The 18,213-nt window shown below is 36.6% G+C and carries 16 protein-coding genes and 1 pseudogene; 8 read left to right on the forward strand and 9 right to left on the reverse strand.

What is annotated here, in order from left to right; translation table 11 throughout:
• The first annotated feature begins 114 nt into the window (after positions 1-114).
• The 3 genes from H0W64_00605 (at position 115) to H0W64_00615 (ending at position 4,014) form a co-directional block, all read left to right on the forward strand.
• Positions 115-891, forward strand: coding sequence for a hypothetical protein (locus H0W64_00605; protein MBA3660211.1), 777 nt, complete (start codon positions 115-117; stop codon positions 889-891).
• An 80-nt stretch (positions 892-971) separates the two neighbouring features.
• On the forward strand, positions 972-3,170 hold the full coding sequence (locus H0W64_00610; protein MBA3660212.1) for a hypothetical protein: 2,199 nt from the start codon (positions 972-974) through the stop codon (positions 3,168-3,170).
• 223 nt (positions 3,171-3,393) lie between these two features.
• Positions 3,394-4,014, forward strand: a complete 621-nt coding sequence (locus H0W64_00615) for a hypothetical protein (GenBank protein ID MBA3660213.1) — start codon at positions 3,394-3,396, stop codon at positions 4,012-4,014.
• 271 nt (positions 4,015-4,285) lie between these two features.
• On the opposite strand, the gene H0W64_00620 is transcribed toward H0W64_00615, so the two are convergent.
• The 5 genes from H0W64_00620 to H0W64_00640 all read right to left on the reverse strand — a co-directional run bounded on the left by H0W64_00620 (position 4,286) and on the right by H0W64_00640 (position 9,727).
• Positions 4,286-5,875, reverse strand: a complete 1,590-nt coding sequence (locus H0W64_00620) for a Na+/H+ antiporter (protein ID MBA3660214.1) — start codon at positions 5,873-5,875, stop codon at positions 4,286-4,288.
• Positions 5,876-6,238: 363 nt separating this feature from the next.
• Entirely contained in the window at positions 6,239-7,672 is a 1,434-nt protein-coding gene (locus H0W64_00625; GenBank protein MBA3660215.1) for a cupin domain-containing protein, read from the reverse strand.
• Between the two features lie 20 nt (positions 7,673-7,692).
• On the reverse strand, positions 7,693-8,391 hold the full coding sequence (locus H0W64_00630; GenBank protein MBA3660216.1) for a queuosine precursor transporter: 699 nt from the start codon (positions 8,389-8,391) through the stop codon (positions 7,693-7,695).
• A complete protein-coding gene (locus tag H0W64_00635; GenBank protein MBA3660217.1) occupies positions 8,392-9,075 on the reverse strand; it encodes a hypothetical protein in 684 nt (227 codons plus the stop codon).
• A gap of 10 nt (positions 9,076-9,085) precedes the next feature.
• Positions 9,086-9,727: a helix-turn-helix transcriptional regulator gene (locus H0W64_00640; GenBank protein ID MBA3660218.1), complete on the reverse strand. Its 642-nt coding sequence runs from the start codon at positions 9,725-9,727 to the stop codon at positions 9,086-9,088.
• Positions 9,728-10,007: 280 nt separating this feature from the next.
• On the opposite strand from H0W64_00640, the gene H0W64_00645 reads away from it, so the two are divergent.
• Together H0W64_00645 and H0W64_00650 are read left to right on the forward strand one after the other, a co-directional pair.
• Entirely contained in the window at positions 10,008-10,454 is a 447-nt protein-coding gene (locus tag H0W64_00645; GenBank protein MBA3660219.1) for a hypothetical protein, read from the forward strand.
• 235 nt (positions 10,455-10,689) lie between these two features.
• Positions 10,690-11,319 (forward strand): M15 family metallopeptidase, encoded by a 630-nt coding sequence (locus tag H0W64_00650; protein ID MBA3660220.1) that lies wholly within the window; start codon positions 10,690-10,692, stop codon positions 11,317-11,319.
• Positions 11,320-11,329: 10 nt separating this feature from the next.
• Here the strand turns inward: H0W64_00650 and H0W64_00655 are convergent, their stop codons facing one another.
• Positions 11,330-11,992: an outer membrane beta-barrel protein gene (locus tag H0W64_00655; GenBank protein MBA3660221.1), complete on the reverse strand. Its 663-nt coding sequence runs from the start codon at positions 11,990-11,992 to the stop codon at positions 11,330-11,332.
• Positions 11,993-12,187: 195 nt separating this feature from the next.
• Between H0W64_00655 and H0W64_00660 the strand changes: the two genes are divergently transcribed.
• Positions 12,188-12,958, forward strand: a complete 771-nt coding sequence (locus H0W64_00660; protein MBA3660222.1) for an SDR family oxidoreductase — start codon at positions 12,188-12,190, stop codon at positions 12,956-12,958.
• A 46-nt stretch (positions 12,959-13,004) separates the two neighbouring features.
• A complete protein-coding gene (locus H0W64_00665; protein MBA3660223.1) occupies positions 13,005-13,601 on the forward strand; it encodes a GNAT family N-acetyltransferase in 597 nt (198 codons plus the stop codon).
• On the opposite strand, the gene H0W64_00670 is transcribed toward H0W64_00665, so the two are convergent.
• Positions 13,593-14,321, reverse strand: a complete 729-nt coding sequence (locus H0W64_00670; protein MBA3660224.1) for a queuosine precursor transporter — start codon at positions 14,319-14,321, stop codon at positions 13,593-13,595. The two genes, H0W64_00665 and H0W64_00670, sit on opposite strands and share 9 nt — an antisense overlap.
• 113 nt (positions 14,322-14,434) lie before the next feature.
• On the opposite strand from H0W64_00670, the pseudogene H0W64_00675 reads away from it, so the two are divergent.
• Positions 14,435-16,001 (forward strand): annotated as a pseudogene (locus H0W64_00675) (APC family permease).
• Between the two features lie 4 nt (positions 16,002-16,005).
• On the opposite strand, the gene H0W64_00680 reads toward H0W64_00675, so the two are convergent.
• Positions 16,006-16,908, reverse strand: a complete 903-nt coding sequence (locus H0W64_00680) for a DMT family transporter (GenBank protein ID MBA3660225.1) — start codon at positions 16,906-16,908, stop codon at positions 16,006-16,008.
• Positions 16,909-17,325: 417 nt separating this feature from the next.
• Positions 17,326-18,174 (reverse strand): AraC family transcriptional regulator, encoded by an 849-nt coding sequence (locus H0W64_00685; protein ID MBA3660226.1) that lies wholly within the window; start codon positions 18,172-18,174, stop codon positions 17,326-17,328.
• Positions 18,175-18,213: the final 39 nt, after the last annotated feature.

An 18,213-nucleotide genomic window follows, 5' to 3' on the forward strand; every position in this document is an offset into this window, starting at 1 on the left:
GGCAATTTTTGATTTTTGGTGGGAGTTATGTTGCAATTAAGCACTACTTTGATATTTGTTTAATAAAGTTACATGTTGGAATGTCTATTCTATTTTTCTCTAGGAACCCAACTTATGCACCATCATCGCCATAGATTGTCTGATCAACCCAAGGTCCAAGATCGCGCTCCGCAAGAGCAAGCGAACGATTTATTTAAAGATTTATACAATTTGCACACCCAATTTTTAATGATTGATTCGGCTTTTAAGTTGGATAAAAGTTTAAGAGATGAATTAACTTTATTTCGCACTAATCAATGCCGGCTCATTTCTTCAGCGCTTAATTATCATTTTAAAGAGTTCAATTCACTCTGTGAAAAATATACAAATATTAAAAACAAATTAGTAGATCACGGCATTTTTTCTGCTGAAGACATCCAGAATGTTGAAGTAAAAATTATTAAGGCTGCAGATCCGCGTCTTAATAATCTAGGTCAACTTTTATTTTTCCCTGAATATCAAAATTTATATGATCATGATCATCAACGTGCTACGTTGATCGATAAAAAAAACCAGATAAACCAAGGCTATCAAGCACGCACGACCACTTATCAACGCTGGGAATATAATACGGGGATTGCTTCTATCATCGCACTCGGCATTCCTTTTATTTTGGCACCCTTGCTGGTACACGCCATTGATAAACTTTTAACGCATCTGAAACTTTGGAAGTTAAATCATCAAATTAAAGTTGTAGAAGGACCTTTGAGAAAAAAGCTGGATGAAGAAATTAGTAAAGATCCTGAAAAAAAAACCAAGCAACAATTTTTTCAGTTAGCAAAAACACGCTTAACTGACCCTTTAAATTTGAAACCACCTAGGGAGGAGTCGGATAAAATTTACAGACATTAGTGCTTAATGGGTCATTTATTGCTACTGCAAATAAAATCTTTTATAGTCGAAAGTTAGGATCGTTGACAAGGAGCGTTACTTTGAATAAAACCAAAAATATTTGGGGCGCATTTTGCGTCTTTTTTTCCTACTTGATCTTTTCAGCAACAGCATTGAGTCAATCAAGTTTTAATTTGGCGGATGCTTTTGCTGTCACAAAGAATAGTGTTCCCTCGCGTTTAGAGCGTTTATTACTTCCTACGCCTGTGCCAGTGCAAGTTTCAGTCGCAAATACGAATTGGGTTACAACTTTTTCGATTTGCAATACGTCTGGCAATCCCATTCCTTTAAAAAGTTTAGAATTCAAATTTAAATTTGCTCAAACATTCTCCTCTACAATCTGGGGTCAACCCTGGGCAGATTGGAAAGTTGTAGCTCAAAACGGTTCAGATGTAACCTTGTCGGGTGGGACGCCTTTCACTCCTGATCTCCCTTCTGATCCAAACTGTGTCTTACCTCTCACCATTCAATTTTCTGCTTCACCAACCACCCCTTTACCTACGGGTCCTTTCGAATTTAAAGCAGAAGGCGGTCCAGTCGTTGAGACCGGAACTTTGCAAGTGAGCTTGAGTACGGCACCCGTTGGCGGCCTTTCCAATCCAATGGTTACCGTGACAGGACCAGGTACATCGCAGCAACAGGCGGTAACGTGGGGGACATCCTGGACGCTTGCGAACCTTGCGCCGGGTAATTATACCGTTTCGGGTTCCACCATCACCAATGGTGGGCAATCTTACACAGTAACGCCGGTCAGTGTGATGGTGAATGCGCAACAAACTGCGAGCGCCGTTTTAACTTACAAGGCGTCAACAACGTCAGGGCAAGTTAAAGTTACCTTAGTGAATCCGCCGACTGCGCAAGTTGCGGTTACATTCACCGGTAATACGCAAACAATTAATCAAAATGTCACCAATAATGCAACACTGACTCTACCAGCTGACACTTACGCCGTTACTTCTAACATTGCGGGTTTTACGGCTACAGCTAATCCCAATCCGCTCACAGTACCAACACAAAATGCTTTAACGATAACTTATACGCCCAACACTTCCGCTGCAGGAAAGCGTACGATTAACTTTGTTAATCAATGCCCCTTTCCTGTATGGTTTGGCTTCATCAGTGGTGCAACAGGTACACGCGGCGGCGGTGCATGTAAAACCGATGCTGATTGTTACCAAGGATCAACCTGTGTCGATCGAGGAGCTGGTGGTACACAATGCTTCTGGAAAACACCGGTTCCTACCGATAATAACTTCCGATTAAACCCAAATGGTGGAACAAATAGCATTCAATTACCTATTTACAATGATGGTCAAGGTGCGATTTACAGTGGCGCAGTTGCAGGGCGTACAAATTGTACGGCCGCGGGTTGTGAGACAGCTGACTGTGGTGCTGGGGTAGGTGCATGTCCTGCAGGTCGAGGATTTGGTCAACCCGCCACGCAAGCTGAATTTACCTTCGGTAAAACAAGTCCCGATTTCTATAATACAGAAATCATTAATGGGATGAATTTACCCGTTGAAATGGCGCCTATCTTAGCTACACCTAATACGAGCCCCTACAATTGTGGTGCAGCATCGGGGAGAACGGCGCAAAACGGTATGGGAGCTTGTACATGGGATATGAATCCACCATCAAATGATTATGTTTGGGTAAGAAGGGGTGGAGCTGCGTGTACGACAGACGGGCAGTGTACAGGTGGAAACAAATGCGGGTTAAGTTTTAATCCAGGACAAACACCTTCCTTGAAAAAAACTTGCGGTGTGCAGCTAGGCTATTGGACGGCAAATCAAATTTGTGGCATGTCTGCAAATTATGGTGCGCCTTTTAATTGCCAACAAGCTCTACCGGCTCCTCAACAAGATTTAAAGTGGAATAACTTGTATGGTTGTACGAAAGTGGGTTCCTGCTATCAACCCGGTGCAACAACCCGATGCTGTGGTTGCGTTAATTGGGATAAAGTAGGTACGCAAGTTCCGCCAGGACCTGTTACTCAACAATGTGTAAATGCCAATCCGAACTGGACTTCAGGAGTGTTACCCAAACTAACCTGGATAAAGAAAGGTTGTCCTTCAATTTATACGCATCCATTTGATGACATGAGTAGTACCTTTATCTGTCAAATCATGAAAGATAACAATGGCGCGCGTGTCAATAGCGTGGATTATACGATTACCTTCTGTCCAGGTGGCGCAACTGGTAGTGTTAACCACGGTGCTTTAAGCCCAAATAAAGCTTAGTTAAACGTTTCACAAAAAACCATTCCTTCATCATTGAGGGAATGGTTTTTTTTATTGTAATTTTTTATCGCAATAGGGTTATCTATAGGTTTATCTATTCATCTTTAAAAAAAGAAGTATAATTATAAAAATTTAAATAAATGGATTAAATTCTTTAAAATTTATTTGCCAAATGAATTTAAGAATTGTATCAAACATTTTTATTATAAAGGGAGATGGAAGCATGTTTAGTCAAACCAAACAAAAGTTAAATCACACGGATATTGAAAATAAATTTTTAGAATGTGACCTTAAAGTTTCACTTAATTCTACTAACGGTGCCGAAGAAAATATTAGTATTAAAGAAATCATTGCTAGAGCAAAAGAAGCTGGCAAAGCCCTGATCATTACCTTTACACCTGGGCCTTTTAAACCTGAAGATGAATTACCGATGGGTTGGCTTAACAACAAACTTGCAATGGGATGCACTACGCAACTGAATCATTTTGAATCAGCGTTGGAAGCAGAGCAGTTGAATGCCATTGTCATCAACATTAATAAACACGATGCTGTTTACCAAGCTGGAAATCAAGGATTATTGGCGAAAAAGAATTTACGTAATTTATGGATGATCAGTGACAAAGATAACATTTTAGAACAAACATTTGGTTTAGCAACGATCAAAGTTAATAATCAATCCTACTTTGAGCGATTTACGCTAGTTGTTACCCCCGATGGACGAGTTAAAGCCTTCGATTTAGCGAGTCCCGTTAATGATGTGGCTGCTGCAAATCATATTGAAGAAATCAATCAATTTATTGTGCCCAAATTGGAGCGTCAAAATAGCTGCGTTATTGTGTGGTAAGTTTTTCAAGTGAAGAGAGAGGTTTTAAACCTCTCTCACTTACTGTGAGGATGATCAAAAGTAATGAGTTCCTAACGCGAGTAAAAATCTTTCATGATGAATGCTAAAGCACAAGCAATTCATCCCTCACTATGCAATGCTATGTTGCACTTATCCCTCGGTTGCTCGTTAATAATTTATGAATGCCGCAAGGAATGAATTCAGCTCGCATCAACCAGTAGACTATATTTAAATTATAGTTTTTGGAAAAGGTACCGTAGCGATTAATCAATTAAATTCTTAATGTTTTAGCACGCATTTCTTCTAAGTCAAGTTCATCTGAAAGTTGATGAAATATTTCATCATGAATATCTCCAGATTTTCGTAACTTTAATAGCGTCTTCCTCTCACTTTCAATCGCAGCTAGCGTAAGTCTTTTTAGACCTAAATATTCATTATTCAAAGTAGAATAAGGACGCTCACTTAATTGAGTTTCGATGACTTTCAGACGTCGTTCAATTTGATTCAAAAATTCTTCAAAAATAGGTTCAGGAATTTTTTCTTTCTTAACCATCGCATGAAGATGTTCTACTGCTCCTTTTAATGATTGCATGCGAGCAATAGCTTCTTGCTTCATTTTATTTTCCGGATCACTTAATTTAAAAATTCGCAGCATAAGAGGCAAAGACACAGTAGGGATAATTAACGTAAAAACGATGACGCAATATGTGATAAATAATATTAAATCACGATGAGGAAAGGGGACCGCGGTAGAAATAAAATAGGGAATTGCTAATGCCGTTGCTAATGAAACAATGCCGCGCATCCCTGTCCAACTTAGTACAAAAAGCCCTCGCCAAGTTGGCAGTGGATCATTGCGATTGATAATGGGGACCAAAAGCCGAGAGAGATAAGCTGCAGAAAATACCCATATGATTCGTGCTGCGATAACTGTGCAACTAATTAATAAACCATAATAAATTAGATTGGACCATGTATTGGTTTGTAAATTTTGGATAATGGTCGGTAGTTCAAGCCCAATCAAGGCAAATACAAAACCATTAATAATAAACATCAATGTATTCCAACTTGCTTTCGCATTGATTCGAGTTTGTGAAGAAGCTACCTCTGGAAATCGCAATCCTAAATAAATTCCCGTTACAACTGTCGTGATTACGCCTGAAACCCCTAAATGTTCCCCAAGGATATAGCAGGTAAAAGCAGTAACAAAAGTAAGAGTCGTTTCTGCAGAAACTGAGTTAATTTTTTGTAGAATGGATACAGCTAAAAATCCTAGAACCAATCCTAAAATGATTCCACCGGTTGTAATGTAAAGAAATTGCGTGATAGCAGATGTCACTGAAAATGAACCACCTATCACTGCTGCAAGAGAAAAGCGAAACAGAATTAAAGCTGTTGCATCATTAATAAGGCTTTCACCTTCTAATATAATAACCAAGCGACGTGGCGCGCCAAATTTTTTTATAATTGTCGTTGCCGATGCAGCATCAGTAGGCGAAATAATGGCGCCCAATAAAAAACTTTCTCCCCAGGAAAATTGGGGGAGTGCTATTTTAGAAATACAAGCTATAACCACCATAGTAAATATGACTAAACCAAAAGCTAGTAAACTAATGGGCCTAATATTAAATTTAAAATCTTGCCAGGAGGTAAAGTAAGCCGCATAAAATAAAATGGGTGGTAAAAAAAGATTTAAAATAATGATAGGATTAATTTTAAAATTTGATAACCCCGGCATCAAACTAATGAGCGCACTACCGAAGAGAAGAAATATTTCTAAAGGTAACCGAAAACGCGTTGCAATAGGTACAGAAATAATGGCAAGGAATAATATAAAAATTGCTGCTTCTATAAAATTCACCCGATCTCCTTACGCTATGTCATGATCTTTCGCTTCCTGCCAATTATAGCCGTGGGGACTAGTCGAGACTTTACATTTTATTCTAGCAGATCTTGATTTGTTCATGGCATTTAGTCATTAGTTGATAATTTTTCAATCAAAATATGGTTAAGAGATGGAAGATTAGCTATTTGAGGACCTGTTTTCGAATCTCTCTCCCTCGGCTGATTTAGCAGGTTGAAAATGGTGAAGGTTTTTGTGAGGATGTTTTTTGAATGTGAGGCTTCCCCGGCTTACACGCTTCGCGTGCCATCCGGGACCAATTTACAACTGACGTTGAGCATTCCCGAGTTTGTTTGCGGTGGGGTTACTTTCCTAATCTTGTCATAGAGACAATTTTAAAGGGGAGTGGCAGGGAGTATCAGAGAGTTTTTCAGTGTTAAGCTGGATTGCTGGGCGTGATGAGTTATCACGAGATAATCTTTCGATGATAGATTGGTGTTGAGGAAACTTTTCAATTAACACTTCTTTTTGCGCTAACATGAAATCGGAATATTCAAAACCTGGCGATACGGTACAGCCCACTAAGCTATACGCATTTTTATCTAAATTTTCAGCCGCAATAAGGACCCCGGCTTTAACAGAAATTTGAAACAAAGCATTTTTATTTTGCAGCGCGTCTCCAAGCATATGAGTAGTAAGATTGCCTTCCCCATCTAAAATATGAATATTAATAGGAGAGCCTTTGTAAAAGTGCCAAAGCTCATCGGATTTAAGACAATGCCACGCTGAATAATCATTATTATTTAATAAATAATAAATAGAAGAACCCGCGCTTCGAGTTTTGTCATCATATCGTTTTGTATCGCAAGGTTTTACTTCATCGGTTGATTTATAATTTACCGAAAAATAACCACCTTCTGGGTGAGGTTGAAGATTAAACTTCTTGATAAGATGTAATGCTTCTTCTTGCATTAAACTGGATGAAGGTTGTTGCCTCGGCGATTTTAATAAAATGGATTGATTAAGTATAGCTAATAATACTGATGCCGCTGCTAAAGAACTTCCATGCACATCTGATGCATGTACATTTTCATCCGTTCCATCTGGATTTAAAATGTTGCTTACTCCTCTCACAGCGATGACTTTAGTATTCAATAACCATGCAGTTTGATAAAAAGCAGAAGTTTCCATATCTATAGCATAAGGATTGAAGTGTTTTATTTTATCAAATAATTCTTTTGGCGCAGGAAATGCATTTGAACTTACAAGCGTTCCTTTATATACATTTAAATCTTTCAAATCTAAGGAATCAAAAATTTTCAATAACGTTGGATCTGCAGCATAGTGGGAAGGAAAAAATTCATCTTTAATAGGATGTTTTAAACAAGCTTCAAAGGGCGTGTCTTTTAATAATGTAAATGCATCTTGGATTTCTGCTTCAAAAGCTTTTTCCACTACAATGACATCACGAAGTTGAAGTCCTTCTTTAATAGCGCCAGCTGTACCCGAAACAAGAAAATATTCAGGATGAAAATAGGATTCAATGAGAGTCAATACACTAGCAGCAAAGGCAGTTCCAATACCTGTATGGGCTATCAAAATTTTATTATCGAGATAATCATAAATTTTAAACTCAAATTCACCAATTTTTACATCCGCAAACTCAAGTTTAGCAAATTCATTGATGAAAAATTCTAACTCTTCTGGCATAGCGGAAACGATTGCATAGTCAATTTTATTCGGCACATTTTCAGGGTGAGTAATTTTTAAATCTAATACTTTGTTTTTAACTACCTTATTTTTTTGGCTAAACATTGCTTCCCTCGAATGAATATCTATTTAAAATTAAATGGATTGTAATTAGTTTCAGTGTCGTATACATCAACAGCTTCATGTATCTTGAGAAATTTAGCAATTAAAGACGCCGGCAAAGCCAGTGCGAATGCGTACAGAATTTCTAATGAAAACGTTGATTTAAACATTATCCATATCTGAAGATGATTAATATCTTTTCCTACAAACCCAACCATTATAATAGCAACCATGATGAATCCGCCCACAATCGTGGAGAGAATACTTCTAAGCCAAAAAAGTTTTCCTTCAAATGGAATTTTAAGTTTGGATACAATATAAATATTTATGATGCTGCTGGAAAAGTTGGCAATGGTGCCTGCAAAAATAAAACGTAAAATTGAGCCAAACACAGTGTTGTAAGCGGGATCATTGGACCAAAAAAGTGGACTCGGTAGATGGATTACTGCAGTAGTTAATAATCCAAATATAATTTGCAAAAGTAAACTATACCATATTAAAGCCTTTGCCATATTGTAGCCATAAACTTCAGTAACAATATCGCCAATACAATAAGTCAAAGGGAAGATAAGTGTGGCAGCTGAATTAATTTCAAATAAATTATTGAGTGTCACCATTTTATAAGCAACTGATACAGCAGATAGATCAATTGTGATAAAAAGCATGGAAATATATAATATATATTTATATGGAATTATTTTAGGAGACCTTGCAGCAATCATTTAATGTGCCCCGCTCATTTTGTAAAAATATTCTTCACCTGAGTTAATAAAACCAAATTTTATTACTTCTGTAGGATGAAATTTTTCTAAAAAATCATTTTTAGAAATTATTTCAGATAATATTTTTCTATGACCATCTCTTCTTCCAAAAATTGTATAAACAATTGTAGTATCTTGGCATCCAGGTGTTGATTTGTAACCTACAAGTTTAAAAGGATAATTATTTTTAGAAATTGCAAAAGTAAGAAGTGCACTTATGTCATCAGTAGTTGTTTTATTATAAGCATCGGAAATTAAGCGCTCGTTAGTTGGCAAGGAAGAGGGAAAAATATCATGAGTCGAAGCTAACATTACTTCCTTAACTTTTTTAAATTTTTCTAATTTTTCATTCTCAGGTAATTTTATTATAATGTCATTAAAGGCCAATCCCCCTAATTTTAAAGTATCCTTAGGAGAAAATCCTGAAATTAGTTCTTTATTTAAAAATAAAGAACTTAAAAGTTCTATATAATGACTTTTCTTTCCCATTAATTTAAAAATGATTAATTGTTCATCATTTTTAAGAATTAACTTTTCACCTAGCAATTTGCAAGGATAAAAATTCTTTTTAAAAGAAAATTTAAGATAGTATAGATAGTTTATAAATTCATTGCATTTAAAAATTACCCGTTTAATTCCAAACATGTTTTCTCCTTTAAACACTCCACCGTGCTTCAGTGCATACCCCTAATATTTTATCTTTTTCTCTTAATATTATGTCTTTATGTAAACTCTTATTAATAGCAATTAAACATCTATTTTTTTTGCTAATACTCAATTGTCTAAATACAATAAAGTTTTCTTCAAATAAGTATACTAAAATAAATGAATTATTTTCTATTCGGTTAGTTTTAATACGCTCAATAATAATAATTGTCGCTAAATCAAATCTGGGTGCCATTGCTCTATCATTAATCATCACCGCATAAGAATTTGGCTTTATTACCCCGCTACTTGAAAGCCAGGTGTTTACATTTGAATAATTTATTTCATTTCCATCTACTACCCACTCTCTGATTTGTGGAAACGATAATAAAGGAATAGAATTTTTGACGTTCAATAGCTCTAATTTTTTGGGTAGTATTCCTCTTCCGGTTGCAAGCCAGGTAAAATCAATATTTAGGCTCTCAGCAATCTCTAATGTAAATCTAGATTTTTGTGAGCAGCTCGAACACAAATATTGAATTACTTGAGGTTTAACATTTATTCTTCTAGCTAATTCAGTTTGAGAAAAGCCTAAAACATTTAATGCGTATTTGAGCCTTAGCGATAAACTACTAAAGTTTTCTGTCATCATTATTTACCATCACGCAAATTCGGAATAATAAAGTATTTCAACAATATAACAAGTTTTTTATGAAAATTACAAAAGTCTATGTTTTTAATTGACAATTACAAGTTTCCTTGTAATATCCGCAATTCTTACTTCTATTAAACAATACAGTAGATTTAATTATAAAAATTGATTAGTCAAAACTAGAATTTTAAGAATAGTTGCAACCCCCTCTCGTCCAACTTGCCTGTTAATAATTAGCTTAAAGATCGGAGTATTTTTTTGAACCAAGGAGAGGCATTCAATGCCAAAAATGGAACCATTATGTAGTTTATTAGGGATTAATTCGAGAAAACTTAATAAAGAAGAAAATCTTTTATTAGAAATGGAACTTTTCGTTCAAATATGGAAAGAACTTAAGAACTTTTTCATCCTACAACAACAGAATTATTTTTACTTTGCAAAATTTCCCATAGATAAGGAGAATGCTGTGCTAGATGCTGTAACTTTAAATTTAATTATTAGAGATATATTATCTACCGAAGAGTATAGTTTATTAGGGATTGCTTATTACACTGATACCCATGAAGATATAATTCAGGATGTTATTATAGGTTATAATTTATCCCCGTCTATTACTTTTCTTCGAAAAATAATAGAGTTACATCGGCTTGTGAGGCGAGACCTTTATCAAACAATTATTAAAAAAATTACCGTTGAGTACCTAACCCATGTTGGAGCTCAACCTTAAGCTATTGAATGATTTTATTTAAATACATCTTGAGATAATAGCATTTAGTCTCTTCAAAATTATAAAAGCTACGAAGTAATTAAACTGAACTTGATATAATTATTTTTATAAATCATTTACACTTACGTTAATTTACTAGCCATATGCTCACAGTGATTAGGTCGAATTAATGAAAATTAAACTAGCCTTTATATGTAGTTTTGTAATCTTAATATTTTTAGTAGTGAGGAATTGCATGGCGTTACCAGCCGGCTTTGTTTATTTAGAAGATATTGATCCCAGTATTATTCAAGAGATGAAATATAGTACGATTCATAATTTTATGGGTAGGCCTATCCAAGGGTATGATAATTCAAAGTGCATCCTGACGCGCGATGCAGCTAATGCATTAATGAAATTGCAAAAAGAACTTCTTGCCCAATCCTTAAGTTTAAAAGTGTTTGACTGTTACCGTCCGCAAGCTGCAGTGAATGATATTATTAATTGGAGTCAAGATGGGCATGATCAGAAAATGAAAATGTCTTATTATCCCAATGTAAATAAAAAAGATTTTTTTGATTTGGGATATTTAGCTAAAAGATCGGGCCATACACGCGGCAGTACAGTGGACGTAACGATTGTTCATTTACTTTCTGGCGACCCGGGAAAAGCACGCGAAATGAATATGGGTACGCATTTTGATTTTATGGATGAACTTTCCTATACATTTAACACGCATGTTACGGGTCAAAGTCGCCAAAATCGTTTATTTTTAAGGGAAGCCATGCAACAAAGCGGCTTTGACCCTTATGATCAAGAATGGTGGCATTTTACGTTAGCCCATGAACCTTATCCGGATACTTATTTCAATTTTCCTGTCAAATAATGCTTTAACTTTAAGCAAAGTTATAAATCAAACTAAATTCTACCTGACCGCTATCTGGTGTTATTCTCGTCGTTTTGGTTACCGTTCCATCAATGGCTCTAAATTTTGTGCTTTGGTAATTTGCATGGCTGTATTCCATACGAGCGCCAAGATGTTTCGTAAAGGATTGGTTGATACCTAATCCATAACGAACACCATTTAAATTTTTATCAATATTGGCCAAAGATACATCTGTGGTTGAAATTTTAATATTGCTGTTGAGGTAACCAAGGCGCACATAAAGTAAAGTTGCTGGTGTGTATAAATATCCGGGAAGAAAACCGAAGCCGAAGCTATGCTGAATTTTATAAGCTGTATGAGCAAAACTCTTGTGGAGGAATTCTTTGTTAGATGATTTAAAATCTGTAGAACTTAAATCGGCATTTACTTCGCCTGCTAAGTAAAAAGTATTTTTAACCCATCCATAACCACCAAACAAACTGCCAAATAAGCCGGTTCCTGACAAATTAGTGGTATCTTTAGCATTGAAATTACCGGGTTGGAGAATATTAGATTTTTGTTGAAAGTTAATGGATTGAGGTCCCACACTGCCACCGAAGTAAAACCCCTGGCCATAGGAAGAAGTCGAAATAAGTAATAAGTTAAGTAAGGTCAAATGAGCAGGTCTAAGCATTTTATGCTCCTTATATATGCTAAACATGAGTATAAAGCAAGCCAAGGATGAGTCAATTTGTTACGAAGACATTGTCTAGTGTAGATAGTTAGCGTTTGCTAAAGTAGCGGATCTTGTTTTATGAAAAAATGATGGCTTGAGGCATCCCAGGAAAATGAAGTTCATCTTATTTGCGAGATTAAGTAGGAGTCAGAGATGTTGAGAGATAAAATTGTTTTGATCACCGGTGCATCAAGTGGAATTGGGGCATCATGTGCAACCTATTTTGCAAAAGCTCAAGCTAAATTATTGTTATGTGCGCGTCGAGTTGACGTTGTTAATAAACTTGCAGAACAACTTAAACAAGATTATGACGTTGAAATTTACACCTTTAAATTAGATGTTAGCCACCACGCCGAAGTCAAAGCAACCTTAAAAGCTCTTCCTGAAAATTGGCAACAAGTAGATATTTTATTTAACAATGCAGGTTTAGCAGCAGGGCTCGATCCTTTGCAAGAAGGCAATGTAGAAGATTGGGAAGAGATGATTAATACCAATATCAAAGGCTTGCTTTATGTGACCCGAGAAATTTTACCGCAAATGGTGCGGCGGAACGCAGGTCATATTATTAACATGGGTTCGATTGCTGGACATCACGTTTATCCAAAAGGCGCTGTGTATGCTGCCACTAAATTCGCAGTGAATGCATTATCACAAGGTTTGCGTATGGATTTACTCGGAACCAAAATTAGGGTGAGTTCGGTTGATCCAGGTGCAGTTGAAACCAATTTTAGCAATGTGCGTTTTAAAGGAGATGCAAATCGCTCCGCCATGGTTTATGAAGGTTTTGAGCCGCTCACTCCCGACGATATTGCTGATGCTGTGCTTTATTGTGCCACCCGTCCATCTCATATTAATATAAGTGAAGTGATTATCATGCCTACCGCTCAAGCTTCTGCCACAATGATTTCTCGAGAAACCAGCTAGGGTGATAGAATGAGCATTCATCATCGAGAAAGTGCAGAAATTCAACATGACGAGTCAAAGCCTTTTACGAGTAGAAAGTCTTATTGGCAAAACTATTAAGCTTGAACCTTTAGTCACTCACCATTACGAATTACTGAAAAAAGCTGCGGATAATGAACGTATTTGGTCGTATATGCCAACGAAAGCTTATGGTAAATATTTTGATAATTGGTTCCAAGATTGCTTAATCAAATTGCGGGAACGTAGTCAAATTACTTATGTGATCCGCAGATTAACCGATAATGCAGTTGTTGGCAGTCGTGCGTACTATGAAATCAACTTGAATCATAAACGTTTAGAAGTGGGGTATGGTTGGTTTATAACAGCCGTATGGGGTACTCGACTTAATCATGAGTCTTTATGGCTACTCTTTCAAAATGCTTTTGAACAATGGCAGATTAATCGACTTCAAATTGCAACGGACCCGCGTAATAAACGGTCCTATAATACTTTAAGAAAGCTAGGTGCTGTCGAAGAAGGTTTATTACGTCAACGTATTATTCATCATAACGGTCTTGTTACAGACACCGCAATGTTTAGTATCATTGCGGCTGAATGGCCTGCTGTAAAAAAAGCATTATGGAATCGTCTTAATCTAATATAGATTATCTTTTTTTGTGTAATTCACTTCGAGACTAAATAAATTAAATTTAGTTTTTTTATCGTAAATATCAAGCTGTTCAACCTTCTTTAATTTTCTAACTAAGTAAAGCGAAATCGGTAAGCCCGCTATTTCAATCAACACCTTCAAATACCACATGCCGACTATGAGTCGAAATAAATTCTCGTGGCTTATTATCCCTGCAAAGGCAATCGTACCAAAAATGATGCTATCCACGGCTGAGGCAATAACAGTTGATGTAATAAAACGCATTGCAAGTTTGTGGCCTGCATAACGAATTTTTAATTTTGCCATGATGATGGAATTAAGCGGTTCGGCGCACAGGTAGCTGATGGTTGAGGCTATAATGATTCTAATATTCATCGACATCATTTCATCGAATTTACTATTATTTATTACTGCATAATCAGGGCTGGGAAGATGAATAACAATTTGTCCGTAAATAATAAAAATAATATTAAATAAAAATCCGCACCAAATAGCCAGGCGAGCTTGTTGATAGCCATACACTTCGGTGATTAAGTCAGAAAGTAGAAAGGTAAGCGGAAAGATTAGCGTACCTGCATCGGTGTCAATCGATAAAATACGAATAAGTCGGACATCGAACCAATTAGCTAACACAATCACCATGCTGTATGAGAGTACTAAAAACCATAAAAATCGGGGTTGAGGCAAAAATAAAGAAGGTATTTTTTTTATCATCGTGCTGGTCTTTTTATTCTTATTAATATTAAGATTGAATGATAGTGAGCTAGTTCATTTAACTCAACCTGAATTTAAAATATTTAGCATGCTGCAATAACAAGGATACGTTAATGAATAAAAATTTAAGCCCACTCAGTTTACTGTGGATCTCATTAACAAGTATGATTGGGTCGGGTTGGTTATTTGGATCTTTATACTCTGCGCATTTTGCCGGGCCCGCCGCTATCATTGCTTGGCCCCTTGCCGGTTTTTTATTATTATTCGTGGCTTTTTCTTATGCCGAAGTTGCCACCATGTTTCCGCAAGCAGATAGCCTAGCACGTCTACCATTTTATACCCACGGTCGTTTAACGAGCGTCATGATGAGTGGATTAGCCTGGGTCTCACTAGCAACGATACCGGTTATCGAAACCCAAGGCTTGGTGCAATACGCGAGTAATTATGCCCGGTTTAGTCGTGCAAAATGGCGTTCATTATAGCAGCACACCGCGGGGTTTAATGTTAGCCCTGACGTTATTGATGAGTTTTGTTGTGCTTAATTATTTTGGTATTCGTTTGTTTGCGCGGATTAATGCGGGTTTTACGGTTTGGAAATTAATTATTCCCAGTATCACCATTATTTCGCTATTAAGCATGAGTTATCACGCAGAAAATTTCACCCAATATGGTGGATTTATGCCGTATGGTTGGCAAGGCGTTATGACTGCTATGTCAAGTGGGGGCGTGCTTTTCTCATTATTGGGATTTAGACAAGTTGTCATTATGATGAGCGAAATTGAAAACCCCGGTAAGTATGTGCCGATTGTATTAGTTAGTTCGTTAGTGGTAGCAACGTTTATTTACACTGCTTTGCAATGGTCTTTTATCGGCAGCTTGCGCGGACAAGATTTAGTACAGGGATGGTCAAAGCTATCATTTGTTGGCGATGCAGGCCCTTTTGCTGCCTTGGCAGCTTTAGCAGGCATGGGATGGTTAAGCATCTTATTGTATAGCGATGCTTTCATATCCCCTTATTCTACAGGATTAGTTTATTCAACAACCGCTGCACGTATGCTTGCAAGTATGGGGATGATGCAAGATGCACCCGCTAGTTTTGCTTTAACAAATAAATATCGAACACCTTGGATAAGTTTATGCATTAATTTTTTTCTTGCGATTTTAATGTTTTTTTTATTACATAACTGGCAGGCAATGGCATCATTTTTAGTGGCAGTGTTAATGGTAAGTTACGTCGTTGGGCCCATTTGTGTAGTGAGTTTGCGTAAACAATTACCGATGCATAACAGACCTTTTCGTGTGCGGGGTTGTTCACTCATTGCATTTATAGGATTTTATATTTGTACTGCTGGCGTTTATTGGTCCGGATTGAGTAGCATTTTAAAATTATTAATATTAACCATCATAGGATTGGTTTGTTATTTAATTTATATACGAATTATAAAAAAATCACAGCAGTCCTTAGATAGTCAACATGCAATATGGGTGCTGTGTTATATATTAGGCTTGAGTGGATTTTCTTATTTTGGAAATTACGGTGGCAATCAAACCATTCCTCTGTATTGGGATTTGCTGTACTTAATGTTTTTTAGTTTAATTATTTTTTTCTTCGCGTACTTCACACGTATGCCAGATAGTCATACGCAAATACAATGTAATTTAATAAACGAAACAAAATAATATTTTAGTAAACATCTTTATTTTTTACTTTGTTTCTTGAAGAGAAGATAATGAAAATACCTGCGACACTTACTAGAACAAATCCTATATAATCTAAGAGGCCCGGTGCTCGCGACCAAATCAACCATTCCATCATTGCGACAAAAACGACAGAACTATATTGATAAACCCCAACTTGTGAAGCGTCAGCATATTTATATGCTCTGACAAGACCAAGTTGAGCTGCCATTAACATTACACCACTTAAGCTTGCATAACAAAATGTAAGAGTAGATGGGGGATTGTCTGTGAGCCACAATAAAGGAACTTGCATTAATGTTCCGATCGAAAAATAAAAAAAAACAATACGTAATCCAGTATCAGTTGATGTCAACAATTTCATAAACAAATAGGCAACTGCTAAGGCAAATCCTGACAATAATCCAATCAGATTACCCGGATCCGTGAAGATATTATCGCCTGGCTTAATAATGACGAGGATCCCGATGAATCCAATCAAGACGGCGCACCAAATATTTTTTTTTATTGGAATTTTGAGAACACAGACGGTTAGCAATGGAATAAATAACGGTGCGGTATTAAATAACAAAGTGGAGTTTATAATAGGAATGTAATGCATGGAAATCATATAAAGAAAACTTGCCGTAGTGCCTATTACGGCACGTGCAATAAGATAGGAATAATGTTTTGACTTAAGCGCAGCTATTCCGCGTGGCAGAATAAGCAATGCTGTACCCATTGTTGCAATACTATAAGTAATAAAACTAACCCAAATGGCATCGCCTGTTTCGCAGGCAACTTTTGTCAAAATTCCAAAAAGGGCCATGAAAAAAAATGCCACAATTGCAAATAATGATCCCTTAACCACATGTGGCGCTTGAGTGAATGCAGCAATTCTTTGAGTCATAGCCTTCGGCCCCCAACCATTTAATTGGTGTATCCAAATGAATGAGAGATGGCGGTAAGCCCTGAAATGCTCATTCAATGTATGTCTAACGTTATTAAAATTTAATTAGCATTACTAAGCATGATAACAGACGTTTAATCCACTCTTCCATCCCGTCGATGAGCGAGCATTGAAAGAGTTCGAAGAGATAAAAATACCTTAACTTTTGAGGGAGAGAAAGAAATGTAATTAATATTGCCCATCAGAAACATCCTACATGTTCTGTGGGCAACATTTTATATGTCCAGTCATTACAATTTGGAAAATAAAAATTACTGCTATAGCTAGGCAAATTGAAGATATCAACAAATAAGAGTCAATACCCTCATTTCTATTCCTAACACTTATATGTTTCAAATATAACTTAATCCAGTCGCGTTATTTTAATAATAGCCAACACTCCGTAAGTAATTCGGTTTCTGCGACTTCATGATCAAAATTGTAGTAGCAAAAAATACAGGGTAGTTCACCTAATTGTTCACCTGATTGCGGTAACCAATCGCGATATAATGCGTATACGGTATTTCCAATTTGATCACGTGACCCTTTATGCATAGTCACAGCGTAACGTCCAGCAGGTAATTGTTTTTCAACAATTTCACCGGTTAACACAAACTTCTTTGGTACTGTAATACCAAGATCAAAACGAAAATCTTCTGCAGGTGTCGTATGAGGGTCATCATAAGCAAACCCAAAAGCGTCACCGGCTTGCGGTTTCAGATTCAACGGTTGCGTTTTGGCCCATTTAATTAATTTGTTGACACTAGCACCTACGTGTTTAGGATCGCCACGATGTTCGATGACCGCTAATCGTTTTGCACTTATATTTTTTATCGTTACATTCATTGTCTTTTCACCTAATACAGGCAATAAATACGGGGGCTTTTCCCACACTTGCCAGCTTGATTGATTTCTAAAGTCGCTAGGGCTCATTCCGCAGATTTGTTTAAATACCCGTGAAAAAGCTTCATGCGACTCAAATCCCGCATCGATTGCGATGTTAATGATAGATTGATCTTTATCAACGATGAGTTGATGTGCAGCGCGTTTTAAGCGCAGCCAACGAATATATTGTTGTAAAGATAATCCAGTGTATGCTGTAAATAAACGATGAAAATGATATTTGGAAAAACAGGCAATCGTACTCAATTGATTTAAAGTAAGTTTTTCATCTAAATGCTTGCCGATGTACTTAAGGACGTTATTCAATTGGTGATGATAATTCATGCTTTACGCTCGCTCATTTGCATTTGTTATTTACGTCAT

The organism is Gammaproteobacteria bacterium (genome assembly GCA_013816845.1).
Lineage (GTDB): Bacteria > Pseudomonadota > Gammaproteobacteria > DSM-16500 > DSM-16500 > Aquicella.

Excerpts from the sequence above, each read along its gene's own strand:
- H0W64_00665 (MBA3660223.1), top strand. The coding sequence starts at position 13,005 with ATGACGAGTCAAAGCCTTTTACGAGTAGAAAGTCTTATTGGCAAAACT.
- H0W64_00615 (MBA3660213.1), top strand. The coding sequence starts at position 3,394 with ATGTTTAGTCAAACCAAACAAAAGTTAAATCACACGGATATTGAAAAT.
- H0W64_00670 (MBA3660224.1), bottom strand. The coding sequence starts at position 14,321 with ATGATAAAAAAAATACCTTCTTTATTTTTGCCTCAACCCCGATTTTTA.
- H0W64_00640 (MBA3660218.1), bottom strand. The coding sequence starts at position 9,727 with ATGATGACAGAAAACTTTAGTAGTTTATCGCTAAGGCTCAAATACGCA.
- H0W64_00625 (MBA3660215.1), bottom strand. The coding sequence starts at position 7,672 with ATGTTTAGCCAAAAAAATAAGGTAGTTAAAAACAAAGTATTAGATTTA.
- H0W64_00660 (MBA3660222.1), top strand. The coding sequence starts at position 12,188 with ATGTTGAGAGATAAAATTGTTTTGATCACCGGTGCATCAAGTGGAATT.
- H0W64_00650 (MBA3660220.1), top strand. The coding sequence starts at position 10,690 with ATGGCGTTACCAGCCGGCTTTGTTTATTTAGAAGATATTGATCCCAGT.
- H0W64_00655 (MBA3660221.1), bottom strand. The coding sequence starts at position 11,992 with ATGCTTAGACCTGCTCATTTGACCTTACTTAACTTATTACTTATTTCG.
- H0W64_00680 (MBA3660225.1), bottom strand. The coding sequence starts at position 16,908 with ATGACTCAAAGAATTGCTGCATTCACTCAAGCGCCACATGTGGTTAAG.
- H0W64_00685 (MBA3660226.1), bottom strand. The coding sequence starts at position 18,174 with ATGAATTATCATCACCAATTGAATAACGTCCTTAAGTACATCGGCAAG.
- H0W64_00645 (MBA3660219.1), top strand. The coding sequence starts at position 10,008 with ATGCCAAAAATGGAACCATTATGTAGTTTATTAGGGATTAATTCGAGA.
- H0W64_00605 (MBA3660211.1), top strand. The coding sequence starts at position 115 with ATGCACCATCATCGCCATAGATTGTCTGATCAACCCAAGGTCCAAGAT.
- H0W64_00630 (MBA3660216.1), bottom strand. The coding sequence starts at position 8,391 with ATGATTGCTGCAAGGTCTCCTAAAATAATTCCATATAAATATATATTA.
- H0W64_00635 (MBA3660217.1), bottom strand. The coding sequence starts at position 9,075 with ATGTTTGGAATTAAACGGGTAATTTTTAAATGCAATGAATTTATAAAC.